The organism is Megasphaera vaginalis (ex Bordigoni et al. 2020) (genome assembly GCF_900240295.1).
Classification (GTDB): domain Bacteria; phylum Bacillota; class Negativicutes; order Veillonellales; family Megasphaeraceae; genus Megasphaera; species Megasphaera vaginalis.
Genome location: NZ_OEQB01000002.1, coordinates 243,777 through 270,543, shown reverse-complemented (window position 1 = coordinate 270,543; position 26,767 = coordinate 243,777). Strand labels below are relative to the sequence as shown.

21 protein-coding genes, 1 tRNA gene and 1 riboswitch are annotated in these 26,767 nt (G+C 47.2%); of the genes, 2 read left to right on the top strand and 20 right to left on the bottom strand.

Translation table 11 applies throughout. The features are described from left to right. Positions 1–28: 28 nt before the first annotated feature. The 8 genes from C0977_RS03845 to C0977_RS03810 form a co-directional block, all read right to left on the bottom strand. Positions 29–583, bottom strand: a complete 555-nt coding sequence (locus tag C0977_RS03845; RefSeq protein WP_023054689.1) for a helix-turn-helix domain-containing protein — start codon at positions 581–583, stop codon at positions 29–31. A gap of 11 nt (positions 584–594) precedes the next feature. Next, positions 595–1,887, bottom strand: coding sequence for a serine dehydratase subunit alpha family protein (locus C0977_RS03840; RefSeq protein ID WP_023054613.1), 1,293 nt, complete (start codon positions 1,885–1,887; stop codon positions 595–597). Between the two features lie 23 nt (positions 1,888–1,910). Beyond that, on the bottom strand, positions 1,911–3,449 hold the full coding sequence (locus tag C0977_RS03835; protein WP_159459028.1) for an L-serine ammonia-lyase, iron-sulfur-dependent, subunit alpha: 1,539 nt from the start codon (positions 3,447–3,449) through the stop codon (positions 1,911–1,913). A gap of 908 nt (positions 3,450–4,357) precedes the next feature. Beyond that, positions 4,358–4,915, bottom strand: coding sequence for a DUF805 domain-containing protein (locus C0977_RS03830; RefSeq protein ID WP_101912498.1), 558 nt, complete (start codon positions 4,913–4,915; stop codon positions 4,358–4,360). Between the two features lie 60 nt (positions 4,916–4,975). After that, the gene (locus C0977_RS03825) at positions 4,976–8,410 is read right to left on the bottom strand and encodes a pyruvate carboxylase (protein WP_101912497.1); all 3,435 of its coding nucleotides are present in this window, start codon (positions 8,408–8,410) and stop codon (positions 4,976–4,978) included. Positions 8,411–8,552: 142 nt separating this feature from the next. Further along, a complete protein-coding gene (gene tatC, locus C0977_RS03820; protein ID WP_023054673.1) occupies positions 8,553–9,263 on the bottom strand; it encodes a twin-arginine translocase subunit TatC in 711 nt (236 codons plus the stop codon). After that, positions 9,241–9,537: a twin-arginine translocase TatA/TatE family subunit gene (locus tag C0977_RS03815; RefSeq protein ID WP_101912496.1), complete on the bottom strand. Its 297-nt coding sequence runs from the start codon at positions 9,535–9,537 to the stop codon at positions 9,241–9,243. Before C0977_RS03815 ends, tatC begins: the two co-directional genes overlap by 23 nt. A 72-nt stretch (positions 9,538–9,609) precedes the next feature. Then, on the bottom strand, positions 9,610–10,113 hold the full coding sequence (locus tag C0977_RS03810) for a nitroreductase family protein (RefSeq protein ID WP_023054616.1): 504 nt from the start codon (positions 10,111–10,113) through the stop codon (positions 9,610–9,612). Positions 10,114–10,385: 272 nt separating this feature from the next. Here C0977_RS03810 and C0977_RS03805 point away from each other — a divergent pair, with 272 nt between their 5' ends. Then, on the top strand, positions 10,386–11,687 hold the full coding sequence (locus C0977_RS03805) for a Na+/H+ antiporter NhaC family protein (RefSeq protein ID WP_159459027.1): 1,302 nt from the start codon (positions 10,386–10,388) through the stop codon (positions 11,685–11,687). A gap of 143 nt (positions 11,688–11,830) precedes the next feature. Here the strand turns inward: C0977_RS03805 and C0977_RS03800 are convergent. The 9 genes from C0977_RS03800 to recG all read right to left on the bottom strand — a co-directional run bounded on the left by C0977_RS03800 (position 11,831) and on the right by recG (position 21,702). Beyond that, positions 11,831–11,914, bottom strand: a tRNA-Leu gene (locus tag C0977_RS03800). Positions 11,915–12,173: 259 nt separating this feature from the next. Further along, on the bottom strand, positions 12,174–13,556 hold the full coding sequence (locus C0977_RS03795; RefSeq protein ID WP_101912494.1) for an alanine/glycine:cation symporter family protein: 1,383 nt from the start codon (positions 13,554–13,556) through the stop codon (positions 12,174–12,176). Positions 13,557–13,657: 101 nt separating this feature from the next. Further along, positions 13,658–13,747, bottom strand: a riboswitch (glycine riboswitch). Positions 13,748–13,907: 160 nt separating this feature from the next. Then, positions 13,908–14,666, bottom strand: a complete 759-nt coding sequence (surE, locus tag C0977_RS03790) for a 5'/3'-nucleotidase SurE (RefSeq protein ID WP_101912493.1) — start codon at positions 14,664–14,666, stop codon at positions 13,908–13,910. A gap of 9 nt (positions 14,667–14,675) precedes the next feature. Continuing rightward, complete coding sequence (locus tag C0977_RS03785) at positions 14,676–15,929, bottom strand: glycosyltransferase family 2 protein (protein ID WP_101912492.1); 1,254 nt, start codon at positions 15,927–15,929, stop codon at positions 14,676–14,678. A 23-nt stretch (positions 15,930–15,952) separates the two neighbouring features. Further along, on the bottom strand, positions 15,953–16,630 hold the full coding sequence (pssA, locus tag C0977_RS03780; protein WP_101912491.1) for a CDP-diacylglycerol--serine O-phosphatidyltransferase: 678 nt from the start codon (positions 16,628–16,630) through the stop codon (positions 15,953–15,955). Then, the gene (locus C0977_RS03775; protein WP_023054614.1) at positions 16,627–17,265 is read right to left on the bottom strand and encodes a phosphatidylserine decarboxylase; all 639 of its coding nucleotides are present in this window, start codon (positions 17,263–17,265) and stop codon (positions 16,627–16,629) included. The genes pssA and C0977_RS03775 overlap by 4 nt, the downstream gene beginning before the upstream one ends. A gap of 14 nt (positions 17,266–17,279) precedes the next feature. After that, positions 17,280–18,008, bottom strand: a complete 729-nt coding sequence (locus C0977_RS03770; RefSeq protein ID WP_200814206.1) for a WecB/TagA/CpsF family glycosyltransferase — start codon at positions 18,006–18,008, stop codon at positions 17,280–17,282. A gap of 21 nt (positions 18,009–18,029) precedes the next feature. After that, positions 18,030–19,487: an IMP dehydrogenase gene (guaB, locus tag C0977_RS03765; protein ID WP_023054597.1), complete on the bottom strand. Its 1,458-nt coding sequence runs from the start codon at positions 19,485–19,487 to the stop codon at positions 18,030–18,032. Positions 19,488–19,659: 172 nt separating this feature from the next. Beyond that, positions 19,660–21,702: an ATP-dependent DNA helicase RecG gene (gene recG / locus C0977_RS03760; protein ID WP_234987566.1), complete on the bottom strand. Its 2,043-nt coding sequence runs from the start codon at positions 21,700–21,702 to the stop codon at positions 19,660–19,662. A 403-nt stretch (positions 21,703–22,105) separates the two neighbouring features. Here recG and rpmB point away from each other — a divergent pair, with 403 nt between their 5' ends. Then, positions 22,106–22,297, top strand: coding sequence for a 50S ribosomal protein L28 (gene rpmB / locus C0977_RS03755; protein WP_023054654.1), 192 nt, complete (start codon positions 22,106–22,108; stop codon positions 22,295–22,297). 107 nt (positions 22,298–22,404) lie between these two features. On the opposite strand, the gene C0977_RS03750 is transcribed toward rpmB, so the two are convergent. The 3 genes from C0977_RS03750 to ppsA all read right to left on the bottom strand — a co-directional run bounded on the left by C0977_RS03750 (position 22,405) and on the right by ppsA (position 26,400). After that, positions 22,405–23,229, bottom strand: coding sequence for a pyruvate, water dikinase regulatory protein (locus C0977_RS03750; protein WP_023054626.1), 825 nt, complete (start codon positions 23,227–23,229; stop codon positions 22,405–22,407). Position 23,230: 1 nt separating this feature from the next. Further along, positions 23,231–23,872, bottom strand: a complete 642-nt coding sequence (locus C0977_RS03745; RefSeq protein ID WP_023054684.1) for a helix-turn-helix transcriptional regulator — start codon at positions 23,870–23,872, stop codon at positions 23,231–23,233. Positions 23,873–24,012: 140 nt separating this feature from the next. Next, a complete protein-coding gene (ppsA, locus tag C0977_RS03740; protein WP_101912489.1) occupies positions 24,013–26,400 on the bottom strand; it encodes a phosphoenolpyruvate synthase in 2,388 nt (795 codons plus the stop codon). Between the last annotated feature and the right edge of the window lie 367 nt (positions 26,401–26,767).

Here is a 26,767-nt window from a genome sequence, read left to right as displayed (position 1 = left end):
TATTGTATAATTTTATAATTTTTTTCTCTTAAATTCTTGGCGGTGATGCGGCAAATAAAATACGAACTACATCATCACCGACATTAACCCATTGATGCGTTATTCCCGGCGGTATTCTTACACTATCATGAGTATTTAGATTGACTTCCTCATTATCAAGGACAAGATGCACATTCCCTTCCAATATATAGGCAATTTCTTCACCAGTATGTTTAGTTTTTTGGATACCTGAACTGCCATGTGCTTTTAACGTTAAAATCAGCATCGCCAATGAACTACTACGATTAGGCGTCAAAACCTCATATTCCAAGCCCGGGGACTCTGGAAATATAATTGAAGTTCTTTTATTGGAACGTACAATCAAATCATTAACGGTTTGTGTTTCAGAAAATAATCTCACAATGGGTACTTTTAACGCACACGAAATAGCTTCCAATGTCTTCAATGAAGGATTGGCATTACCATGCTCAATCTGAGAAAGCATAGATAAACTGATTTCCACTTTACTTGCCAATTCTTTCAGTGAATATCCCTCTAATAAACGTAATTGTGAAATGTTCTTCCCTAAGCAATAATTATTCATAAAATATTGTATTATCTCCTTAATTTATTACGCTTAATAATTTCCTCACACATTTTTATATCTGCTGAAACCATACCTTCACGTGCAATTTTTCCTAAAAGAGCAAGACTTTCATTTGCATTTTCTCCTACCAATCCTTCATCATTATTAATATAAGCGCCAGATTTTACGAGCATAACATTTTCAATTGCCACACCAATACTTGTTGAAAGCTTTATTGCACAACCATTTTTGGCTCCATCACACAATGTTCCTCCGATTGCTCCTATGATATTACTAATAGCATGTTCAATTTGTATGTTTTCCAAGTCACATAAAAAGCCACATCCAGCTGCAACACCTAATGAAGCTGCAATAGAACATGCACAAACAGGGGATAATCGCCCAATGTGACATTTCGCAAAAATCGTGACTAAAAAGCTCAATGCTACAGCACGAATAATTTTGTCATTAGAATATTCATAAAAATCTCCAAAAACCTTTACTGGAACAGAACTAGTAATACCTACATTTCCACTACTAGCACAACTCATAGCAGGAAGATTCTCCCCACACATTCTCGCGTCCCCTGCAGCCGCAACATAAGTTCTGGCTTTATATACAACATTATTTTGATCAAAAGTCCCCCATCCTACACCAAAACCTGATCCGGCTTTATTTGCTAATCCAGCATTGGCAAGTGCAAAATTTAATTCAATTGCTTTTTTTACAATTCCCAATTCATTTATATCAATGAGTTTTGCAAAATTAATAAAATCATTTATTTCATAATTACTAATAGGTGCATCAAGTTTATATGATGAATCCTCTGCTGCATCTATCGAACCCTTAATTATTTTATTATTTGATTCAAGATAAACAATATTGGTATGTGTCCCATAAATAATAGCCCGTCCATACCCTTTATTGGTGTATACAGTGGCATCAATAAACAAATTCATACCAGTACGATTCCAAGCCACATCAACGATAACTTTTCCTTCTTTAATTTTATCCAAAGCATCTTTTTCTTTACTCGGAGTAACACCAGCCAAAACTTCTAATCCTTTCTTTGCATTTCCTGCTATCGCCCCTAAGGAAGCGGCAACATCTAAGCCTTTATGACTTGTTCCAGGAATGCCTACTGAAATAGAATTTTTATAGGTATCGCGATCCATAAGTACATGAATTTTTTCGATTTCCCCTCCTATAACATCATAAGCCTTCGCTGCTGCTAGAGAAACGGAAGTTGGTCCCGTACATCCCAAGGCAGGTGATACCTCTTTATTAAGTATCTCTAATAAATTTTTAATTTTTGTATCCATATTTCCTTCCCTCCATTCTATATTCATGATTGAACTTTTTCATTCCACTTCTTTTTTAATTCTTGAGCTATGTCTGTAGATGCTAATCCACCAATTTGACTACATCGCAGTTCATTAGGTATTCGTCTTGCTGTATCTACCAAGGCATCAATTACTTGATCCGCTGGAATGGCACTTTCTACCCCTGCTAAAGCCAATTCTGCCCCCATAAGTCCAACTGCAACACCCATGGCATTTCTTTTTATGCAAGGTATTTCAACTGGACTAACTGGTTGATCACAAGTGAGTCCTAATATGTTCTTCATAGCAATTGCAAAAGCATTTTTAATTTGCTTGAATGATCCTCCAGCTAACCAAACGCTAGCAGCCGCTCCAATGGCAGCGCCAACACCTACTTCAACCTGACATCCCCCAATACTTCCAGAAAAACTGGATTTATTGGCAACTATAGTCCCTAATGCTGCCGCTACCAAAAAGGCTTTAGCCAGAGTCTCCCGATTAGCACCGTATCTTTCTCCTACGGAAAATATAATACCCGGTAATGTTCCCGCAGAACCACAAGTTGGAGCAGCAACAATAAGCCCTCCTCCAGCACTAATTTCCGAAATAGCAAGAGCTCTTGCCATCGCCATCGTAAACATTGGGCCGGTAATCGTTTTATCGGTTTTACTATACTCAGCCACTAATCTCCCATCGCTATCTCCAACAAAACCACCAATTAAGGAAATATTTCCCATTAATCCTTTCGCTATTGCTTGTTCTTCAACCTCCACTATTTTTATAGCTTCATTTAAAACCTGCTCTCGCGTAACCAAGCTTCGGGCACATTCATAGTCAATAGCTACTTCACAAATATCTTTCAATACGGTTAATTGTTCTAACTCACTGAATGTCCTAAATATAGGAGAGGCAGTGCTCTTTTCCGAAAACAGATGAAGTGGCTCAACATATCGTTTAAGAACAATATTATTAACCCTTTTTTCTATTCTCATCAATACACTTTTTTCAATCGGAAATTTCGTTGATATATAAAAAAAATATCCTTGTTTACTTGCATAGCCATTGATATCTTGAGCATCTATAAATTCTGAAATTTCTTTTAAATCTATTGCATCTTTGAGTAAATAAAAATATAAATGAGTATCCCCTGTTATCTTCGTTTCTAATCCGTTTATTTTATCAATAACGATATTACCCCCACCCACGGAAATTCCATGTATATCCCAATCAATGCCTTCATGTACTGCACATATTTCCATAAGATTTCTATCTGGATTAACTTTATGAGTAGGTTGAAAGATTATGTCAACACCTTTTTCTTGCATATTATGAAGTGCGTGATTGACATTGGGATCGTCCTCTCTCATCCCTAATAGGCCTGCCATAAGAGCCCGGTGCGTCCCATGGCCTTTATAAAATTTCATTAAGAACGGATGAAATAAAAAGATAATTTTTTTAGGTAATCCTCCAATAATTTTTTGATAATAAAACCCTAATCGTACAGCTCCCCCCGTATGATTACTTGATGGGCCATGCATAATAGGCCCTACCGAATCAAACAAACTATAACTCCTCATATAAAATCATTCTCCTTTCAATACAGGAATAGTTAGTTAAATATAATTTAATTTATTAAATATAATTGTATTATGTCTCATTATACATTTACTTTTCAATAAAATCAATATTATATTTTATATTTTTATCGAAATATTTTAATTTTATTTTGTTTTTTTAATAAAAGCAGTGGTTTTATAATTTTAGTCTTATTCCAATGTAAATATTATCTTCAAATTAGTTATTAAAGAAATAGTGTACTTCTCTCACCACTAATTATAATTTAATATCCATTCTGTATTCTCACATAATTAATAAATATAACATACCATTACACTAGATTATTCGCATTCTACATCGAAGTTAACTAAATAGTTCTTTTCATACTTTCATCTATTCAATCTTGAAATATTCTCTTTATTCAGATTTCTTCTTGTAATCGTATTAATTTTCAATTATCTAGATTTACAGTATTCTACCATAATAACGTTCTTGTTTCTCTATATTATTCCTCCATATCTAGATACAATAATCCCCCTTATATAACACTTTCAATAATAAAACTATCTTTGAGATATCGATAAATTTTTACCATAGTTATAAACGTTTTTCCGCCATTGTAATACAAGACAAACAGTTTTCTGCAACAGCATGCGAATTGAATAGATTTACTGATAAACTATATGAAAAAATATATAAAATCCCTCCAGCTGAGCTAGAGGGACACTTATAAAAAAACGCTATATAAGGAAGTTCCAAAAAGATCTCCTACGATACCTACATTAAAGGCATACTCATAATTTTTTAAGTGGATATTCTTTATATCAGTGTCAACGACAATTCTTGCAAAGCAGAAACAACGTAAATAAAAACGAGCAAAATAACGAATGCCGCTCCATTAGACTACAACCTGTCAACCTTGCGGCGAACGGCCCCTGCCGATACGTCTGTCTTCTGCTGCCGTAAGGGAAACGCAGTTCAGCCTCCTGCCATAGCGGTTAGGCGCTTCGTCCCCTGCGCGTACGAGAAACCAGATATAGACGAAAGGGCCTACATAAGGAATTGCGTTGCTGAATAGCCACCAACCGCTTTTGTTGAGGTCATGAAAACGACGAATCGAGAGGCACACGCAGGGAAGAGCCGTCAGCAGCGCAAACGAAACGACGGCGGCCCAAAACACGGTGGCGGAAAGGAACAAAAGACAGCCCAAGATATCGAGGCAGCCGAAATAAACGGCATGGAAATTCCAATACTCGCCGCGCGAAGCGCGACCTGCACAAACGACATACTTCTCTTTCAAGACATATTGAAAATTTTCGATAAATCCTTTCGCCCCCATATGGGCCAAAAGCTCGTCGTTCATCGCGTCGGCGGGAACGGTTACGCCGCAGTATGCGCAATATTGCTGCCCCGCTTCCAATGCTGCTCCGCAACGGCGGCAATAAAGGATTTTTTCTTGTCTTGCTGACATATGGGCTCCTTTGCTGAAAAAAAGGACGGAAGCCCTTCGGTTTCCGTCCTTGCTGTTTCTTTATTCTCCGATTTCCACCAGGCAGTCGCCGCTGATAATCGGCTGTCCCTTGGAAACGAAAATATCTTTGACAACGCCGTCGATCGGCGACGTAATCGTCGTTTCCATCTTCATCGCTTCTGTAACAACCAACGGTTCGCCTTTCTTCACTTTCTGATCCTTTGAAACGAGCACATTGACAACAGATCCGGATAAGGTGGCTCCGATATCGCCGATCTTGTCGGGATTGGCTTTCCGCCGCGTTACCGTCTTCATGTCCACGCTCTTGTCCTGCACCGTGATTTCCCGTTCGGCGCCGTTGAACATAAAGGTAATATTGCGCATGCCGCTTTCATCGGGATCGCTGATATTAACCAGCGTAATAACCAGATCTTTCCCCGGTTCGATTTCAACATGAATTTCCTCATTCTTCCGCATGCCGAAGAAGAAGGTCGGCGTGTCAAGAACACTGACGTCACCGTATTTTTTGACATTTTCATTATAGTCGACAAAGACTTTGGCATACTGGCAGTATGCGTTTACATCTTCATCTTCATGCTTATAACCCGCATCGGCCAACTTTTTCCGCGTTGCTTCCAAATCAACGGGAGCCAGGGATTTGCCGGGACGTTCGGTCAACGGCTGGAGCCCTTTAAGAATGATTTTCTGCAATTCTTGCGGGAATCCCTGATACGGAATCCCGATGCGCCCTTCAAAGAACTCGACGACAGACTGCGGAAAGTCCAAAATATCGCCTTTTTTCAGAATATCTTCTTCGGTCAGGTCATTTTGAATCATAAAGAGCGTCATATCACCGACGACTTTGGACGACGGCGTGACTTTAATGATATCGCCGAACATCATATTGACGGCATGGTACATTTTCTTGACGTCATTCCAACGTTCGCCCAATCCGACGGCCTTCGCCTGCTGACGCAAGTTGGAAAATTGTCCGCCAGGCATTTCATGTTGATAGACTTCCGTATTCGGATATGGTTCGGCTTTATCGACCCCTTTGTAGTACGGACGAACGGTAGCCCAGTAACGGGACATTTCTTCCATGGCATCGACATTCATAGCCGGCTGCCGGTCTTTGCCGCTCAAAGCATAATACAGCGTGCTCATGCTCGGCTGGCTCGTGCCGCCGGCAAAGGCGGAATAGGCGACATCGACAATATCAACGCCGGCGTCAACGGCGCGGCAATAGGTCGTAATGGCGTTGCCGGAGCCATCGTGCGTATGCAGGTGAATCGGCAATGTAACCGCGTCTTTCAAGGCGGATACAAGGCGGTACGCGGCTTCCGGCTTCAAAAGGCCGGCCATATCTTTAATCGCGATAATATTGGCGCCGGCATGTTGCAACTCCTTGGCCATCTTCACATAGTAGTCCAAGTTGTATTTGGAACGGGATGCGTCAAGGATATCCCCTGTATAACAGAGCGCCACTTCGGCAATCTTACCTGTTTCGCGAACAGCCTGAACGGTACCGTACATATTGTCAAGACTGTTTAAACTGTCAAAGACCCGAAAGACATCGACACCGTTCTTCGCCGAAAGGTCGACAAAGTTTTTGACGACGTTATCCGGATAACTCGTATACCCGACTGCATTAGCTCCGCGAATCAGCATCTGCAAAAGGATATTCGGCGCTTTTTTGCGCATCTGGCGGAGGCGTTCCCACGGATCTTCGTACAGGAATCGATAGGCTACATCAAAAGTTGCGCCGCCCCAGCATTCATAGGAGAAGAAATTCGGCAGTTTTTTCGATGCGCTTTCCAACACCCGCAGCATGTCTATCGTGCGCACGCGTGTCGCCATCAGCGACTGGTGAGCGTCACGCATCGTCGTATCGGTAAAAAGGACCTGCTTCTGAGCCAATATCCACTGTGAAAACTTTTCCGGTCCCATGGAATCGAAGAGCTGCTTTGTCCCGGACGGAAAATCGCCTTTTACTGCAGACGGCAATTCAAGGGGGTCAAATTCCGGTTTTTCCTGATGACCTAACCCGCTGTATCCGTTGATCGTCGTATCGCCAATGTATTTCAAAAGCTTCGTGCCGCGGTCCTGAATAACCGGTAAATGAAACAGTTCCGGATGTTCGTCGATAAAATTGACATCGTAATCACCGCTGACAAAAAGCGGATTACTCAAAACGTTAATCAAGAATCCGATATTAGTCTTGACGCCGCGAATTCGGAATTCTTTTAATGTACGCAGCATCTTCTGAACTGCTCCGGCATGTGTCAGACTATACGTCGTAGCTTTCACGAGCAAGGAATCATAATACGGCGTAATGATCGAGCCCGTATAAGCATTGCCGCTGTCAAGGCGAACGCCGAAGCCGCCGCCGCTACGATAGACCATGATCTTACCGGAATCGGGCATGAAATTGTTCATCGGATCTTCCGTCGTAATACGGCATTGGATGGCGTTACCCTGGCAACGTACCGATTCCTGCGATGGAATCGCAATTTCATCACTCGTCAGCGCGTATCCTTCGGCGATCTTGATTTGCGTTTGAACGATATCGATGCCTGTAACCATTTCCGTTACCGTATGTTCAACTTGGACACGAGGATTTACTTCTATAAAATAGAACTGATGATCCGGCGTTACCAGAAACTCAACGGTACCGGCATTGACATAGCCGACGTTTTTCATCAGCTTCAAGGCGGCGTTGCAAATATCGCGACGCAGTGATTCGGGCAGCGAAAAAGCCGGCGCTATTTCGACTACCTTCTGATGACGGCGCTGAATAGAACAGTCCCGTTCCAAAAGATGCATGACATTGCCGTGTTCATCACCGATAATCTGTACTTCAATATGTTTCGGATTAATGATGCACTTTTCCAAATAAATCTCATCGCTGCCGAAAGCCAATTTGGCTTCCGATTTGGCGCGATCGTAAGCTTCCCGCAAGTCCGCCATATGATCGACCATGCGCATCCCGCGGCCGCCGCCGCCGTTGACAGCCTTAAGCATAATCGGGAAGCCGACTTCTCTGGCAAATTTTTCGACCTCTTCATAATTCATGACCGGGCCGTCACTGCCGGGAATATACTGGATACCGGCCTTTTTGGCTTGAATGCGGGCATTGATCTTATCGCCGAACATGATCAGGTGTTCAACGTGAGGGCCAATAAAAATAATGCCTTCTTCGGCACAACGCTTCGCCAAATCGGCATTTTCCGACAAAAAGCCATATCCGGGATGAATGGCATCAACATCATGTTCATGAGCAATGCGGATAATATCTTCAATATCTAAGTAAGCATCAACCGGTTTTTTGCCCGCTCCGACCAGGTAAGATTCATCGGCACGGAAACGGTGCAACGAGAGTGAATCTTCCTTTGCATAGACAGCAACGGTGCGAATCCCCAGTTCATTGCAGGCGCGAAAGACGCGAATAGCAATTTCACCGCGGTTGGCAACTAAAACCGAATTTATTTTTTTCATACAATAACCCCCTACAAAAATGTTAGGAACCATACCAATCTGTCAGCACAATAGCTGACACACTGTATTTTTATATTATATCAAAAAGCCGCATGAATACAAGGAGATCCGCTCTCGGAAAGGCATAAATACTGTATACAATTTATTTTTGTATAAGCCATTTGACCAACACAATACTGATCTCATAAAGGAGAATCATGGGTACGGCAATCATGCATTGTGTAAAAATATCCGTCGTCGGGGATACGACAGCGGCAAAAACGAAGGCGAAAACGATAAGGAGCCGTCGCTTTTGCCGCAACATTGCCGCCGAAACAATCCCCATTCTGGCCAGAAAAAGAAGCAACAACGGCAACTCAAAGACGATACCAAAGGGTAATACCAACGCGACGAAGAAAGATAAATAGGATTCAAGGGAAAACATAGGCTGCAACGTTTCCGTCGCAAACCCCATAAAAAAACGTACCGCCGCCGGCAGAACCAAAAAATAGGAAAAAAGGAGACCGCCATAAAACAAAAAGACGCCTGCCGGCAACAGTCTGCAAAGCAATTTCCGCTCGGCAGCACGAAGTCCGGGACGTACAAACGCCCAGAGTTCATAGAAAATAAAGGGAAATGCCGTCAGCACACCGGTGAACACGGCCACTTCAAGATAAGAGAAAAAGACTTCCGCCGGGTTCATAAAATAGAGCTTTCCTGCCGGCTCCGAAAGCAAGGCGATCAGTTCGTCGACATAAGCGTAAGCAATGGCGCTTGTTACGGCAACGACGGCCAGACAAGCCAGGAGCCGGCGTCGGAATTCCTGCAGATGATCGACTAAAGGCATCTCATCATTTACCGTATTTTTCATCATGGCTCCCTTCTTTCTGCGCGCTTCCCGCGATACGTTCCTTCTCCTCCGTCATGATTTCAGCATCAATCGTGATCGCTTCTTTAGCCGTATGCTTCGTTTCGTCTGCCATATCCTGCATTTTTTCGGCAGCCTCCATCACTTCCCGTCCGGCACGGCGAAATTCCGTAAAACTCTTTCCTAAAATTTTGGCTATTTCCGGCAGCCGCTGCGGACCGAAAACCAGTAATGCCACAATCAATACAACGACCATTTCACTCATTCCGATATTAAACATGATATCCTCTCATTTCCGCTGATCAGCAAAAATGACTCCTGCCGGAAACAGGAGCCACCATTATATCCGTTTTCATACATAGTGAACGCGGGAAGCGTCGTAGCGGTCTTCACCGCCGCGACCGTCTTTATTATCGTTGGCATACCCGAAGGAGACGATGGCAAACGCCGTATATCCCTGAGGCAACATGATGGCACGCCGCACATTGGCTTCACGGGCCTTATACGGTGTGACCCCGAGCCAAACGGCGCCTAAGCCCTGATATACCGCTTCAATGAGTATATTTTCCACACAAGCGCTCAGATCCAATCCGATAAACGCCGGAAAACGAAGATTTTCATCACGGCTGCAGACGACGATCGCAGCCGGCGCTTTCGCTGCGCAACCCGCATACGGACTGATATGAGATAAAGTCTGTAAAACGCGCTTGTCACGTACGACATAAAATTCCCACGGCTGCTGATTGCCCGCAGAAGGGGCTGCCATACCGGCGCGAAGCAAGGCTTCAATTTTCGCATCTTCCACCGGAGTCGGTAAAAATTTCCGCACGCTCCGTCTTTCAAAAATTTCCTTCATTTCTGATCGACTCCCTCCACATACACTATATGTCGTTATTATATCACAATGGGTGCCTGATAAAAAAGTAGCGGCGTCCATCTCGTCTGCGGAAAACACCGCAGTCCGGCCATTCAACTTGCCGCCGCATCACTTTCCTAATCACTCGGAAAAATCACCGACAGTTCTGGCATCTTTTTCCTCTATGATCTATAATGTAATATATTTTACATATCCGTACCGGACCGTCCACGTGCCTGGCGGCATACCCGTATATGTGGGAGGAATATATATTGGCTCTGTTGACCTTACTTTTATTCTGCAGCGGACTCCTGCTCTGTCTGCATTTTGATCTGTCCATTCTCTACGCACTGTCATTCGGATATATCATCTTTTTTCTCTATGGTCTCCATTACGGCTGCCGTATCCGGCAACTGCTGTCCATGACTGTAGAAAGCCTGCTGACCGTGCGCACTGTCTTGACGGTATTCGTCTTAATCGGCATGATCACCGTATCATGGCGGGCATGCGGTACGATTCCTTACATCGTTTCTCTCGCCGGGGATATGATAAGACCCGACCTTTTCCTTATCGCCGCTTTTCTCCTCAACGCATTGCTGTCCGTATTGATCGGAACTTCTTTCGGCACGGCGGCAACGATGGGCGTTATTTGCATGTCCGCCGGCCATGTGCTGGGAGTTTCGCCACTCTTTACAGGCGGGGCCGTCTTCAGCGGTATTTTTTTTGGAGACCGCTGTTCGCCGCTGTCAACGAGCGCCCTCGTCGTTTCCTCCATTACGGGAACCGTTTTTTATCATAATCTTCGTCTCATGGCTCGCAGCGCTGTCATTCCTTTTTTCGTGACCGCCGCACTGTATTTGCTGCTGGGACGATACGCCAATACGGATGCGTCCGTCACCTTACAAACGTCATCGCTGTTTGAAGATTCATTTGCCCTGCATAGTATGACGTTGCTGCCGGCTGCCGCCGTCATCCTTCTTTCCCTCTTACGGATTGATGTTCGTGTAACGATGACGGTCAGCATCGTAATCAGTCTGTGTCTCTGCGCGCTGCTGCAACATGAAGCGCTTCTCACGATCATCCCGATGCTGTTATGGGGCTATGCCGCACCGACAGCGCAGTTGGCCCCGATGATGAACGGCGGCGGTATAATTGCCATGGCAAAACCCGCCGCCCTGGTGGCCTTATCCTGTTCGTATGCCGGTATTTTTCGGCATACCGATCTGCTCCGTGGGATAAAGAAATACATCCGCAAAGGAGCCGCACTGGTATCGGCCTACGGCTGTACTGTAATCGTTTCGATCCTGACTGCCATGATCGCCTGCAACCAGACCCTCGCCTCTATCCTGACAAAGCAACTGTGCGAAGAGATTATTCCCGATAAAACACGAATGATGCTGACCTTGGAAGACACGATCATCGTAATTGCCGCCCTCATCCCCTGGAGCATCGCTGCCGCCGTACCGCTGGCAACGCTGGATGCTCCTGCTGCCTGCCTGTACTTCGCTTTTTATTTATATCTGCAGCCCCTATGCGGTTTGATACAAGATCGGTACCGCAATATACACGGTTAACGATCTGTTTCTTCATACGAAAAACCCCGCCTTGCGACATCTCTCCCGATGAAGATTGTCCCATTCGTCTATGCGCAAGTATTTTCGTAAAAAAATCTGTAAAAATAAGCACCCTCTACGGGTGCTTATTGATGAATCGATCATGGTGCCGGGGGTGGGACTTGAACCCACACGGTGTTACCCGCCTGATTTTGAGTCAGGTGCGTCTGCCATTCCGCCACTCCGGCATAGTCTAAGAGTTCTTCAAGACAAGATTTATTATATCATATTATCATCAGCAGTCAAGCAATAAGTTTTCCATTCGTCCATGTCCTATCATTCGGAATGGATTACAACGAGAATCTGTCCATCCGAATATATTTTCTGCCATCAATGACGGCCCTGCGCTCCCTGCCTCGTAAAAACGGAATGCCCGTCTCAGCCAAGACTTTTATAGACATAAAAAGGAACGGGACGCTGTTCCCGTTCCTTTTTATGTCTTCTTAATCAATGGCCGTCAACGGGATCGACAAGTATATTTTCTTCTTGTTCTTCCTCTTTTACCTGCGCAAGATATGCCTTGGTCTCGGCAACGACAACACCGCTCAGCCCGATGAGTGCAATCAGGTTCGGAATAGCCATCAACCCGTTCACGATATCAGCCAAGACCCAAATAACTTCCAGTTTTAAAAATGCCCCGCAGGCAACAAGAATAATGAAGGTAATACGATAAGGCATAATACCCTTGACGCCGGCCAAATACTCAACGCATCGTTCACCATAGTAGTTCCAGCCGAGAATGGTCGTAAACGCAAATAGCGTTAACCCGATACAGAGAATAATACTGCCTGTATTCGGAAAGGCCTGCAAGAACGCAACGTTCGTCAGTGCGGCCCCGTTCAGATCCCCCATCCAGGCGCCGCTGATAACCAGCACCAGCCCGGTAAGCGTACAAATGATAATCGTATCAATAAACGTGCCCGTCATGGAAATCAAGCCTTGTTCCGCAGGCCATTTCGTTTTTGCCGCGGCAGCGACAATCGGAGCGCTGCCCAACCCGGATTCATTGGAAAAAACGCCGCGGGCCACACCGTTGCGCATGGCAACCAGAACTGTCGCGCCGAGGAACCCGCCTGCCGCAGCTGTCGGATTGAATGCATCATGAATGATTTCGGCAACGGCCGCCGGAATCTGTTCATAAAAAACACCTAAAAAAGCAAGGGTGGAAAGCACGTAAATAACTGCCATGGCCGGTACGATCTTTGAAGCCGCTCTGGCAATGGACTGCAGGCCTCCAATCGTTACGGCGGCTACGACAATGGTCAGTACGACGGCCGTATAGGTGACGGGAACGTCGGCCGCAAGCTGTGTGATCTCAACGATGGCATTGACCTGGGCAAAAGTACCGATACCGAAAAAAGCGACGAGTACGCCGAAAAAAGCAAAAAGCGTAGCAAGGGGTTTGTATTTTTTCCCGAGACCATTTTCAATATAATACATAGGGCCGCCGGAAATTTCCCCGTTTTTATCGATCGTTCTGTATTTGACGGCCAGACAGCCTTCCGCGTATTTAGTGGCCATACCGATCAACGCGGCCATCCACATCCAGAATACGGCGCCGGGGCCGCCGGCATGAACAGCCGTGGCAACACCGACAATATTACCGGTACCGACAGTAGCAGCCAACGCTGTGCATAAGGCTTTAAAACTGTCGATATCCCCTTCGCCTTGATTTTTCGCCGTAAAAATCAACTTCAAGGCACGCGGCAACTGCGTGATCTGCAACCCGCGAAGCCGGAACGTAAGCATAATGCCCGTGCCGATAAGCAGAAAAAGCAACGGCGGTCCCCAAACAAAGCTGTCAATCGCATTCAACATGTCCAAATTCATAAGTGCATTCTCCTTTAACTATAAATTAAAAAACCTATCATCAGCATGACGCTCTGAAGATAGGTTGAGAAAACACGCGCATAAAAACAAGGAGCATGTTTATCGCTGTCTCTGTCCTTTTGCCTGAGAGATAAGGAATCACAGATTCCGTGCACCTTCGGCGCCCAATGGGACTCTCCAGAGTTGTGTCCGTATACGGTCCCGTCTTGCGACACCTGAGAGTTTAACTCCTTCGGTAGACTGTAAAGCCTTCTCCCGTATATTTCATTCACTCGCTATATGATTATATTATCATTATAGACTTTTCATTCGCAAATTGCAAGAGGTCGAAAAATCGTTTCTTCCGACCTTTCAGGAAATATATTCTCTGATCGTATCCATAACGGCAAAAGCCGTCTGCTGCCACCGCAACGGCGTAAGAGCCACATGACCTTGGCGGATACAAGCCACATCGGTATTTTCCGGAGCCGTCTCCATGTCGATGTCACCGACAATGCGATAACAAGCGCTGCCGTCGATATCCTCTTTTTCCGCAATGATATTATGATATATCTGTACCGTTTGCGGTACAACGCGGGCATTCTTCAAGGAAATTTCTCCTGAAGGGGGAATATTTACGTTGAGAACGCCGGGAAAATTCCCCTTTACAAAGACGGATTCAATGACCGCAATAACCAGACGAGCCGTCTGCGTACAACGCTCATCCGTCATATCCCGCATGGAAACCGCCATTGCCGGCACCTGGTAATAGGGTCCTTCCATCGCTGCCGAAACAGTTCCCGAATAAAGGACGTCACTGCCCAGATTATACCCGTCATTGATGCCGGAAATAATCAGATTCGGGTACTTGTCGACTAAAAAATACTCCATCGCCATCTTTACGCAATCGACGGGCGTGCCGCTGACTGCGATTTCGCGCACATGCGGCAGCGTCTGCTCTGCTTCCCGACAGTACAAATCCCTATTGATGGTCATCGAATGAGATGCCGCACTGCGCTGCCCCGTCGGCGCCACCACAGTGATTTGTTCGGCAAAAGCCGCCAACTCCCGTTTCAGGACTTGCAACCCCCTGGCCTGCAGGCCGTCATCATTTGTCAAAAGAATATGCATAAATTACTCCTATCTCTTGTTCTCTTTTCGCAACAACGCCGCCGAGTCATAGGAAACGGCGCGCGTATGAAGCGTATGGCTCCATTGCATTTTGTGCCGGTCGATGAAGCCCAAAAAATTAACAGGAATCCAACTGTACATGAATAATGGATATACGATCAAATAAAGCCACGATTTTAACGGTACTTTAATCTGCAATAACACAATAACGGGAATAAGATACTGCCCTATTGCCAAGATAGTCCAAATTTGTACCGGTACAAGTTGGTTCAAAATGTTGGTGTAAAAAGGGATGTATGCCGCATTAATATAGGCCAGACAGGCATATATTGTCGACATCATCATAAAAAACGGCTGTGATAAGGTAATAATGCCATCCAACATCCGAATGTTCCCCGTACGGATGCCGCGGGCGAACAGCTTCGGTATAAACCGTTCACCGCAGTCACACTGCCCTTGGGCCCAGCGCTTCCGCTGTCTGCAGGACTGCATAAAACCAAGGGCCTTTTCATCATAAATAATAGCGTCATGGGCCCAACAAGTACGTACGCCTTCAAGCAGAATCTTCATGGAAAACTCCATGTCTTCCGTCAGACAGTCGCAGCCCCAGCCGTATTTACGCACAATATCGGTAGCAATGCACATGCCGGTACCGCCGAGCGCCGTGGAAAGGCCGACATTATATTTTGCCAGATGCCACATATGATTGATCAGCCAAAATGCGATGGAAAAAGTTCCGGCAATCCACGTATCCGTAGGATTCTTCGAATCCATATATCCCTGAATGACCTGTTCCCCTTTGCAGAGATGATTGTTCATTTCGCGCAAAAACTCGGGATGAACCAAGTTGTCGGCATCAAAAACAACAAACGCATCATATTGCTTTTCCTGTGCCAACAGTCGGTTAAACATCCAATCCATAGCATATCCCTTGCCGACTTCTTCCTTGTTGACACGAGTCATCACCGTTGCGCCGTGCTCTTTGCAGATGGCTGCAGTGTGATCGGTACAATTATCGGCAACGACATAAATATCATACATCTGACGGGGATAGTGAAGTTCCTGCAAATTATCGATAAGCTGCCAGACGACCTTTTCTTCGTTATGAGCGCAAATAACGGCGGCAAACGTATGCCGCGGCGCTGCCGTAATATGCTCTTGCCGCTTCATCAGGCCAAAAACAGCCAAAACAAAGTAATATAGGGTGTAGAAAACAATAATCACTTGTATGGGTACCATGACGATATCCAGAAAATGTTCCATACGTTACGTTCTCCTCGGCAATACTATCTAGCCGGTGAAACTGCATTCATCGCCGTATTGACTAAACCGAAAACAATATACAGTGCGAAAGGCATACAAATAACCAAGCGCCAATCAACAAAATAAAGCGCCGCAGCGCCCAACACGAGTGCTGCTACAAGAGCCGGCACGTGCAACACATCGGCGCTTTGCCCTTTAAAGTCGGGATGATGGATCTCGCTGACCAGATCATACCCCACAAGCAGCACGATAATAGCAGCCAGAACAGGCGAAATGTGAACACCGGACATGACAAAAGTAGCAAAAAGACAACCACCGTTCGGAATCGGCATCCCCATAAAGTAACCGTGCACAACAGTCGTATTCAAATTGAACCGGGCCAGACGCAGACCACCCAAGGCAGCATAAAGAGCCGCCGGAACGACCCCGATCCAGCCCAAATCCTGCAGCGCATAGGAATAGATCAAAAAGGCCGAAGCGGCACCGAAAGAAACACAGTCCGACAGGGAGTCCAATTCCTTGCCGAATTCACCGCTGACCCCCAAATAACGCGCGCTTCTGCCGTCGCAGGCATCGCAGAGCGTAGCTAATAAAATACAAACGCCGCCCCAGAAAAAATTCCCCTGCGCCGTCAGCACGATAGAGATAAATCCAAAAATCAAATTTCCCGATGTAAAGCAGCATGGGATTACTTTTTTCATTCTACAATCCTCCCTATGATCGTTTCTCCGCCACGAACAAAATCGCCCTTTTTGACATAGATGTCGACGTTATCTTCTACAAAAACTTCAATGCAGGAACCGAATTTGATCATGCCGTAAAGTTGACCGTGAAGCAGCGTATCGCCCAATGTGACCCAGGAAACGACGCGCCGCGCCAAAACGCCGGCAATAAGGGTAACCAAAATGCGGGTTCGTTCATTTTCGATGCCGAGAGAATACCGTTCATTCTCAAACCCGACGCCATCCTTATAAGCAGGCCGAAAACGGCCGCACGTATATTGCTGGAACTTGATGGTTCCGGCCAAAGGCGTCCGATTGACATGAGCGTCAAAAATGGAAAGAAATATGACTATTTTCCGGCATCGCGCATTTAAATACAGGTCGTCCTCCACCTCTTCCACGCTCATCACCTTGCCATCTGCCGGCGACACCAGCGCCGACTCGTCACGAGGAACGCACCGCTTCGGATTGCGAAAAAAATAGGTGAAATAGACGGCAAGAAGCGCCGGTACCGCCGCGACATAGAGATTCAGAAACATACCGGCCAATACCGCCAGAATCAGGGGAACTGCAATAAAGACATAGCCGTCTTCAATAATATAGGGCTTCGTCATACTACCCCCTCCCTTCAGGACCGCCGCTGCGCTTTGACGGCTGCCACGAAACGCGGCAGTGCCAACATCCGTTTAAAGCGAGTCGGTTCCTTGTACAGCCGGAAAAACCATTCCAGACGGTGCTCTTGCATCCATTTCGGAGCCCTCAGCGCCTTGCCGGCCAACACATCGAGGGAACCGCCGACGCCGATACAGACGCAAGGCCCCAATTCATACAAGTGCTGCGCTATCCATTTCTCCTGTTTCGGCACGCCAAGCGCTACCAGCAGTATCTGCGCGCCTGTATCGCAAATCTCACGGATAATGTCCGTCTCGTCTTCGGGAGAAAAAAATCCCGAATGAACGCCGGCAACGGAGATGGGACCATACATTGCAGCAACCTTTTGGGCCGCCGCCGCCGCAATCCCTTCCGCGCCGCCAAAAAAGTAGACTTTCGTACCGCGTACCGCCGCCTCCTGTAAGAGACGGCACGACAAGTCAAAGCCGGCGACCCGTTCTTTGAACTTTTTCCCCTGCTGCTCTGCCGCCCAAAGAACGCCGGCTCCGTCAGGAACGACCAAATCCGCATGCCGCAAAATATTCGCCAATTCCTCATCTTCCTTCGCCCGCATCAGCATTTCCGCATTTGCCGTGGCAATGGAAGCCGCTTTCCCCTCTTCAATCCACTGAAAGACGAGATCTTTCGCTTCTTCCAGTGTCAGGTTCCATATGGGAACAGACAATATGTCAATTTTACTTTCCACAGTACTCCTCCGACGTAATACTTAGTTCACACTGTAATTGGGCGCTTCTTTCGTAATACTGATGTCATGAGGATGGCTTTCGCGCAAACCTGCACTGGTGATCTGGATAAATTGCGTATTTTCAATCATATCCCTGATAGTCCGACAACCGCAGTATCCCATGCTGGCGCGGAGACCGCCGACCATTTGGAAGATCGTATCGGCAGCAGCGCCTTTATACGGTACGCGCCCTTCAATGCCTTCAGGTACCAGTTTTTTCGCATCTTCCTGGAAATAGCGGTCCTTGCTTCCCTTATCCATAGCGCCGAGAGAGCCCATGCCGCGATATACTTTGTAGCTTCTGCCTTGATAAATGATCGTTTCGCCCGGACTTTCTTCCGTACCGGCCAGGAGATTCCCCATCATGACGACGTTACCTCCGGCGGCAATAGCTTTCGCCATATCGCCGGAATATTTAATACCGCCGTCGGCAATAATGGGAATACCGAAACGCTGCGCCGCCTGCGCACATTCGTAAACAGCCGTGATCTGCGGCACACCGATACCGGCAATGATCCGAGTCGTACAGATTGAGCCGGGTCCGATACCGACCTTGACAGCGTCAACGCCGCATTCGATCAACGCTTCCGTAGCAGCGGCAGTAGCCACATTACCGGCAATAACCGGCAAGTTCGGATAGGCCTTCTTAATATCTTTCAGCGTATTCAGTACGCCCAACGAATGGCCGTGAGCCGTATCGATGACGACAACGTCCACCTTAGCGGCAACCAAGGCGTCCAGACGATCGATCATGTCATGCGTTACGCCTACGGCAGCGGCAACGAGCAGACGTCCGTTGTCGTCTTTGGCCGAATTCGGATATTTTGTAGCTTTTTCAATATCTTTGATCGTAATCAGCCCTTGCAGATTGCCTTCTTTATCGATTAACGGCAATTTTTCAATGCGGTGTTGGCGCAAGATTTCCTTAGCCTCGGCAAGCGAGGTGCCCACAGGCGCCGTTACCAGATGTTCCTGCGTCATGATGTCGCCGATACGCCGGCTCATATCTTCTTCAAAACGCATGTCACGATTGGTGATAATCCCGACAAGCTTGCCGTCAACAGTGATCGGCACTCCGGAAATGCGGTATTTTCCCATCAACTCATTGGCATCGGCCAAAAGATTATCGGGGTGCAAAAAAATCGGATCAATAATGATGCCGTGTTCGGAACGCTTTACTTTGTCGACTTCACGAGCCTGCGCCGCAATGGACATATTCTTATGAATGACGCCAATACCGCCTTCACGGGCAACGGCAATCGCCATCGGCGCTTCCGTGACCGTGTCCATACCGGAGCTCATGATCGGAATATTCAGCTTGATATCGCGCGTCAGATTGGTCGTTACATCGACATCTTTCGGCAAAACATCGGACTTCGCCGGCACCAGCAATACATCATCAAAGGTCAGCCCTTGCATACCAAATTTATCAGATCTCATATTTGCACCTCTTGTAAAAAAATATAAGAATGAAGAAAGTATCTCCAACAGATTTAACCCTTATTATAACGGAATTTCTTATTTATGTACACACAGGAAGGTAATTTTATCGACGACGCCTGCTCCAGTCCGGCGCCTTACACTGCGCGAAAGATAAATCGTTTTAGCTATCTTAATTTTGCAACAATCCCTCAAAGCTTCGTGCAAAACGCACATTCAACTGCCGCAACACAGTGTCTCGCGAAAATCCGCTTTGCCCGATATAGCGTACCGCTTCATCCCGAGCCCGGGTCAGCAAATGAATATCGGCAACGATATCGGCAACTTTCAGATCGGGAAGACCATGCTGCATCAGCCCGAAAAGGTGTCCGGATCCGCGCAGCAGCAGATCTTTTTCAGCCAGGAGAAACCCGTCATGAATCGTTTCCATCCATTGCAGCCGCTGTCTGGTATCGTCATTTCCGCCTTTGGCCAAAAGGATACAATAAGCCTGCATATTGCCGCGTCCGACGCGGCCGCGCAGTTGATGCAGCTGTGCCAGGCCGAAACGCTCGGCGCCATCAATAACCATGACCGTGGCATTGGGCACATTGACGCCTACTTCGATAACGCTCGTCGACACCAAAAGCCGGATCTCACCGGACTGGAACGCCTCCATCACCGCTTCTTTGTCTTTTCCCGCCATTCTGCCGTGAACCAAACCGCAACGGTATGAAGGGAAAACGGTGGTGCAAAGTTCTTCGTACAGCGCTGTCGCCGCCTGCAAGTCGCTCTTTTCCGACTCTTCCACCAGCGGACAGACGATATAGCACTGCTGTCCCTGCGCCATCGTCTTCGCCAAAAAACGATAGATGCGTTGTCTCATGCCTTCTCCGACAGCGTACGTCTTGATCTCCTTTCTGCCTGGCGGCAGCTCGTGAATGGAAGAAACATCCAGATCGCCGTATACGGACAGCGTCAACGTCCTCGGAATCGGCGTTGCCGTCATAAAAAGCGCATGGGGAGAACTGCCTTTCTCCTGCAACGCAGCCCGCTGCTGTACGCCGAAACGATGCTGCTCGTCAGTCACGACCAACGCCAGGGAACGGAAGACGACATCGCGCTGAATCAAGGCGTGCGTCCCAATCAGGATATCAATGGAACCGTCGGCCAGGTCTTCCAGTATGGCCCGCCGTTCTTTCACGCCTGTCCGGCCCGTCAACAAGGCGATACGAACAGGCAATCCGTCAAAAAAGGCACGAAACGCCTCCGCATGTTGTGCCGCCAAAATTCCCGTAGGCACCATCAAAGCCCCCTGATATCCGTTCTCGACGATTTTCGCCAGAGCCATTGCTGCAACGACAGTTTTACCGGAACCGACGTCGCCTTGAATCAGGCGTTGCATCGGCGTCTCTCCTTCCAAATCGCCGGCGATGTCCAAAAAAGCCCGGATCTGCCCTTTCGTTAACGCAAAGGGCAATCGTTCGATAAACCGTTTCAGCAACCTGCCATTGGGGCTGCATTTAATGCCTTGCGCCCGCTTGACATACTGGCGCCGCAAAAGCAACCCCAGTTGCATGGCAAAAAGCTCGTCAAAAGCAAGAAGTGTTCTCGCCTCCTGCTGCAGTGCCAGATTATCGGGAAAGTGCATCGCCTTATATACAGATAGTAATCGTGTGGAATCCGCAGCCGCCAACTGCGGCGATAATGCGACAGGCAGCAAAGACCGCTCCGCTCCGGCTGCAGCAAGAGCCTGACAGACGGCATGACGCACATCAGTCTGATAAAGTCCGTCCGTAAGGGCATAGACCGGTACGAATCCGTCGGCTTCAACGTGGCCGGCCTCCGTTTCCGGGTTATTCATTTGCCTGTGGCCGTAAGCCCACTCCATTTTGCCGAACGCCGTCACGGTCATATCTTTTTTAAACTGCTTTCTTTTGAACGGTTGATTGAACCAAACCAGTTCCACGGCGCCGCTGCCGTCGGTCAGAACGACTTTCAGGATCGTCATCCCGCGACGTGGCCTGATCTCTTGAACGGACAACACCGAACCGGACACCAGTACCGAATCTTCCTTCGCCGTATCGGTCTGTCCGATCGGGACAATCGTACTGCGATCTTCGTAAAAACGCGGAAAAAATTGCAGTAAGTCGCCTATAGTATAGATGTTCAGCCGGTTGAAAAGGATTTCCTTTCTGGACCCGATTCCCTTTAGTTGTCGAATGGACTGGCTCATGCTCATGCTCCTTGTTGCTGTATCTCTTTTTTTTTTATTATACCATACTCGTTTTCCGCCGCTAAAAAGCTGACACACACATGCAAAGCCTGAGGTCCAAGGCCCGGCACACCGATTCATGGTCCCTCGGCCAGGCATTCGATAACCATTCACCTGCCGAATCCGTTCACCAGTGTCTCATTCGGAAAAAGGAAATGAGTTTTTCAGTAGAGCGCCCTGCGCATCCTTTTCTCGAAAACCCTGACAGTCATGAACAGCGCGGGCATCTCCCGAAAATCCGGTTCTATGGCAAAGTCTGCTTGTACGAGCAGAAAAGGATTCCCGAAATAAACCTTGCTTTACCGCTTTTTTTGTGCTATTATTTTTATGTTGTACTGTGGCAGTATGCAAGGAGGTGTATGTCATGGCAAATTATTGTGAAGTGTGCGGCAAAGGTACAGTTACCGGCATGAATGTCAGCCATTCCCATTTGAAAACGAAAAGAACCTGGAAGCCGAATATCCAAAGAGTACGTGCAGTTGTAGACGGCGAAGTGAAACGCATCAACGTTTGCACTCGTTGCCTTCGTTCCGGCAAAGTACAGCGTGATGTTTAATCCCCCATAAAAAGAGATGATTCTCATGAGTCATCTCTTTTTATGGTTTATACCCGTCCTTTCTATGACAACCAAAAGGACCGATCAACTGATCGGTCCTTTTTATATTATTCATCTTCATACAGATCGGCATTGCGTTTGACTATATCCATTATCAGATTCGCCGTTTCCTCAATGGCCTTTGAAGAGACATCGATAACCGGACAATGTAACCTGCGCATAACGCCTCGCGCATACTCCAGTTCCTCATTGATACGTTCGACATTGGCATAGCTGGCGTTCGGCTCCAATCCCATGGCCCGCAGCCGTTCGGAGCGAATAAAATTCAGCTTGAAAGGATCAATAACGAGGCCGACGATTTTCCGGGCCGGGATTTCAAACAATTCCTGCGGCAAGGCTACTTCCGGGACCAACGGCAAGTTGGCGGCTTTGATCCGTTTATGCGCCAAATACATGGAAAGCGGCGTTTTTGACGTACGCGACACGCCAATGATAACGACGTCGGCCTTCAAAAATCCGAGGGGATTCTTACCGTCGTCGAATTTAACGGCAAATTCAATGGCATCGACGCGACGAAAATATTCTTTATCGAGTTGGTGAATCATCCCGGCACGCAACGTCGGTTCCGTTCCGGCAATACTGCCGACACCGGCTAACATCGGCCCGATGATATCAATAACGGGAATATCCAAATTGGCCGTCATATCCTGCAACTTGCGACGCAATGTCGGGGAAATAACGGTATAACAAATCATGGCATGCGCTGTCGCAGCCTTTTTGACCAGTTCTTCGATTTGCTGTTCCGACCGGATATAAGGAACTCGTATGATATTGAATTTCTCCTGGTCATATTGACTGGCCGCCGCTCTGGCAACACGTTCGGCCGTATCGCCGAGCGAATCGGAGCAGGCGTAAATAATCGGTAATGGCAATTTAAGCTCTCCTTCCCATACCGCAGTCCACAAACAGACGGGTAATGTTCGTTTTGGAAATCCGCCCGATGATCTGCAGATCTTTTTTCTTTCCTTCGGTACTGGGCAGCACCCGCACGACAGGCAGACAATCAATTTCATATTCGATCATGCGTTGCGCCGCAAAGAGCGCCTTGTCATCGCCTTCGACATAAATTAATTTGCTTACAGGCGTCATGACCATGCGCACAGGCAAAGATTGCAGATCGTTATTTCCCATTGCCGTTTTCAACAGATCCTTACGGGATACGACGCCGAGCAACATGTTCTCATTGCCGACAAAAACAGTGCCCACATCCTCCGTAAACATGGCGATAATAGCATCATAAGCACTTGTATGCTCGCCGACGATAACGGGCTGTGACAAACAGGTACTGACGCGAATGTCCGTGATAACACGAGAGAGCAGATCTTTTTCTTTATTTCCCGTAAAAAAATACCCCAATTTAGGTCTGGCATCAATCAGCCCCAGCATCGTCAATATTGCCAGATCCGAACGCAGCGCCGCCCTGGTCACGTGGAGCCTGTCGGCAATATGCTGTCCCGTAATCGGGCTGTTTTCTCTGACGATCTGCAATATCGTCTCTTGACGTTCCGATAACATTATTTCCTTGTCACCTCCTGTTTTTCGCAGATTTCCACCAAACATATTTTATACTATTATAAACAGTATACACAATATACAGGAAAAAGGCGAACCGAAAAGGGAAATCCCTTTCGGCATCGCCTTTTTTCCGCAACAGATTACCACGTATAATCTTCTGTATCGACGCGACCCCTTCCGGTTAAGGAATCCATCAAAATCCGCTGTTCAATCTGCGCGACGCTCTTGCGCGTAGAGATGACGGCATCGGGATTGACCGAAACCGAATCGATGCCGCTCTTGACCAGAAATTCCGTAAAATCAGGATATACGCTGGGAGCCTGCCCGCAGATGGAGACAGTCTTGCCGTCTTTATGAGCGACGGAAATCAAATGTCTGATGGCACGCTTCACAGCGAGATTTCGTTCGTCGAAGAGAGGAGCCACCGTATCATTATCGCGGTCGCAGCCCATGATCAGCATCGTCAAATCATTGGAGCCGATGGAATAGCCGTCAACGAACCGGTTAAACTGATCTGCCAAGATGATATTGGAGGGAATTTCAGCCATGAGCCATACTTTAAAATCCGGCCCGCGATGCAATCCTTCTGCTGCCATGAGCGCGACGATTTTTTCCATTTCATCGACGCGGCGGCAGAAAGGAATCATGACATTGAGATTTTTGAAGCCATATTCTTCACGAACTTTTTTAACGGCTTTCAGTTCCAATTTGAAAGCTTCCGTATATTTCGGGTCGTAGTAGCGGGAAGCGCCGCGCCAGCCCAAAAGCGCGCTGCTTTCCTGCGGCTCATACTTATCCCCGCCCTTAAGATTACGATATTCGCTCGATTTAAAATCACTGAAGCGAAGCGTTACGGGGCGCGGAGCCAGCGCCTGGCATACCTTGCGCATACCATCGGCCAGCTGATCGACAACGCGTTCGGGATGGCCGATTTCAATCAAATACAACGGATGTTCATGAATGAATGTCGTCCAGATAAACTCTTCACGCATCAAGCCGATACCGTCACACGGCAGCTTCCCGTGTTTTTCAGCCAGATCCGGATTGCCCAGATTCATATATATTTTCGTTCCCGTAACGGGCACCGGTTCGGCTGCGACGACAGTTGCCGCAGCGCCGCTCGCAGCGACCAGTTTGACGATATCCGCCACGATCCCTTCATAGACGATGCCGTTCGTAGCATCTACCGTAATATCCATGCCGTCAGCAATCGTCGTCGTCGCTTCTACACTGCGGCTCTTCGTTCCGACAATACACGGAATCCCCAATTCACGGCTGACAATGGAAGCATGGCAGGTCATCCCGCCGGCATCGGTAACGATGGCTTTTGCTTTTTTCATGGCCGGAACCCAATCCGGCGCCGTCATGGTCGTAACAAGGATTTCTCCGTCTTTAAATTCGCCGATCTGTGCCGGATCCAAAATGACATGCGCCTTGCCGGCTGCGTTGCCGGGGCTGGCGGGGAGTCCCTTCACAATGACGACACGATTCGACGTTACGGCGGAAGCATCCGATGCGCCCTTCTTTTCACTGTTCTTTTTCGACCAGACCGTTTCCGGCCGTGCCTGAAGCAACCATACCTTGCCGTCCCGTTCATCGACGCCCCATTCCATATCCATATAGCAGCCGTAATGGGCTTCAATCGCTTTTGCGTACGATGCCAGTTCCTTAATCTGTTCTTCCGTAATGACCTGTTCTTTCTGCTGTTCCCTCGGCACGACCACTTCTTCGCAATCGCCGCCTTCTTTACGAACCAGCATAACCGGCTTCGTATTGACCATTTTTGATAAAATGGTCAAATCATCTTTCTTCACTTTAAAATTATCCGGCGTAACCGTGCCCTGTACGACATATTCACCAAGGCCCCAGGCTCCTTCAATAGTGATCGTCGAATCATCGCCCGTAACCAAATCGACAGTAAACATAACGCCGGCGGCTTTAGAGAACACCATCATCTGTACGGCCGCGCTGAGGGCAACTTCCAGGTGGTCAAACCCCTTCTTCGTCCGGTAATACGTCGCGCGATCGGTAAAAGTGGAAGCATAGCATTCTTTTACTTTTTGAATGACCATGTCGGCGCCTTTAACATTCAGATACGTATCTTGCTGACCGGCAAAACTGGCATCCGGCAAATCTTCCGCCGTCGCACTGGAACGAACGGCAACATACGGGTCCGCCTGCCCAACCTTTTCTCCCAATTCAATATAGCTCTGGCGAATCGAATCGGCCAAATCACGCGGCATATCCGCATCACAGACGGCTTTCCGGATAGCTGCCGTAACATCGCGGAGCTGTACCGGATCTTCCACATCCGTAAGGCCTGTCAGGAGTTCTTTGATCTTGCCGTTAAGGCCTGTGGCTTCCATAAAATGCCTGTAGCCGGCAGCCGTCGTGGCATAACCGTACGGAACGGGAACCTTCGTTTGCGATGTCAATTCGCCTAACGAGGACGACTTTCCTCCTACCAGATCAACATCTGAACGCCGTAATTCATCAAACCACAGTACAAAAGCCGTATTTCTATCCATCCTCATACCTCCTGATGATAAACTGCATATACTAAATTAAATATATTTGCCATTATAGTACATCATTAATTCTAAGTTGTCAACAAAATATCCCGACTTGTCTCGGTCATATTGTGATATTTATTTTACATATAACATACACTATTGAACAAATCCCGCTGCAAGCAATGCCCGCTGTTTTCCTCTCGTACGGACTTGCTCTTCCTTCGTTTTTTATGAGTATGACCTGCCCGGCAGGCACTCATTTTCCTCTCATAATTTTATGACTTTTTATATGTGACGATGCATTTAATTGTGATATAATAAACAATAGTAATTATAATTCATGATACCGCAAAAGGTATAAACAACTAACGGAGAGGCACCA

Excerpts from the sequence above, each read along its gene's own strand:
- guaB (WP_023054597.1), bottom strand. The coding sequence starts at position 19,487 with ATGAGATCTGATAAATTTGGTATGCAAGGGCTGACCTTTGATGATGTA.
- recG (WP_234987566.1), bottom strand. The coding sequence starts at position 21,702 with ATGAGCCAGTCCATTCGACAACTAAAGGGAATCGGGTCCAGAAAGGAA.
- C0977_RS03785 (WP_101912492.1), bottom strand. The coding sequence starts at position 15,929 with ATGGAACATTTTCTGGATATCGTCATGGTACCCATACAAGTGATTATT.
- rpmB (WP_023054654.1), top strand. The coding sequence starts at position 22,106 with ATGGCAAATTATTGTGAAGTGTGCGGCAAAGGTACAGTTACCGGCATG.
- C0977_RS03795 (WP_101912494.1), bottom strand. The coding sequence starts at position 13,556 with ATGAATTTGGACATGTTGAATGCGATTGACAGCTTTGTTTGGGGACCG.
- surE (WP_101912493.1), bottom strand. The coding sequence starts at position 14,666 with ATGCATATTCTTTTGACAAATGATGACGGCCTGCAGGCCAGGGGGTTG.
- C0977_RS03845 (WP_023054689.1), bottom strand. The coding sequence starts at position 583 with ATGAATAATTATTGCTTAGGGAAGAACATTTCACAATTACGTTTATTA.
- C0977_RS03830 (WP_101912498.1), bottom strand. The coding sequence starts at position 4,915 with ATGTCAGCAAGACAAGAAAAAATCCTTTATTGCCGCCGTTGCGGAGCA.
- C0977_RS03745 (WP_023054684.1), bottom strand. The coding sequence starts at position 23,872 with ATGTTATCGGAACGTCAAGAGACGATATTGCAGATCGTCAGAGAAAAC.
- ppsA (WP_101912489.1), bottom strand. The coding sequence starts at position 26,400 with ATGGATAGAAATACGGCTTTTGTACTGTGGTTTGATGAATTACGGCGT.
- C0977_RS03815 (WP_101912496.1), bottom strand. The coding sequence starts at position 9,537 with ATGTTTAATATCGGAATGAGTGAAATGGTCGTTGTATTGATTGTGGCA.
- C0977_RS03810 (WP_023054616.1), bottom strand. The coding sequence starts at position 10,113 with ATGAAGGAAATTTTTGAAAGACGGAGCGTGCGGAAATTTTTACCGACT.
- pssA (WP_101912491.1), bottom strand. The coding sequence starts at position 16,630 with ATGAAAAAAGTAATCCCATGCTGCTTTACATCGGGAAATTTGATTTTT.
- tatC (WP_023054673.1), bottom strand. The coding sequence starts at position 9,263 with ATGATGAAAAATACGGTAAATGATGAGATGCCTTTAGTCGATCATCTG.
- C0977_RS03840 (WP_023054613.1), bottom strand. The coding sequence starts at position 1,887 with ATGGATACAAAAATTAAAAATTTATTAGAGATACTTAATAAAGAGGTA.
- C0977_RS03775 (WP_023054614.1), bottom strand. The coding sequence starts at position 17,265 with ATGACGAAGCCCTATATTATTGAAGACGGCTATGTCTTTATTGCAGTT.
- C0977_RS03825 (WP_101912497.1), bottom strand. The coding sequence starts at position 8,410 with ATGAAAAAAATAAATTCGGTTTTAGTTGCCAACCGCGGTGAAATTGCT.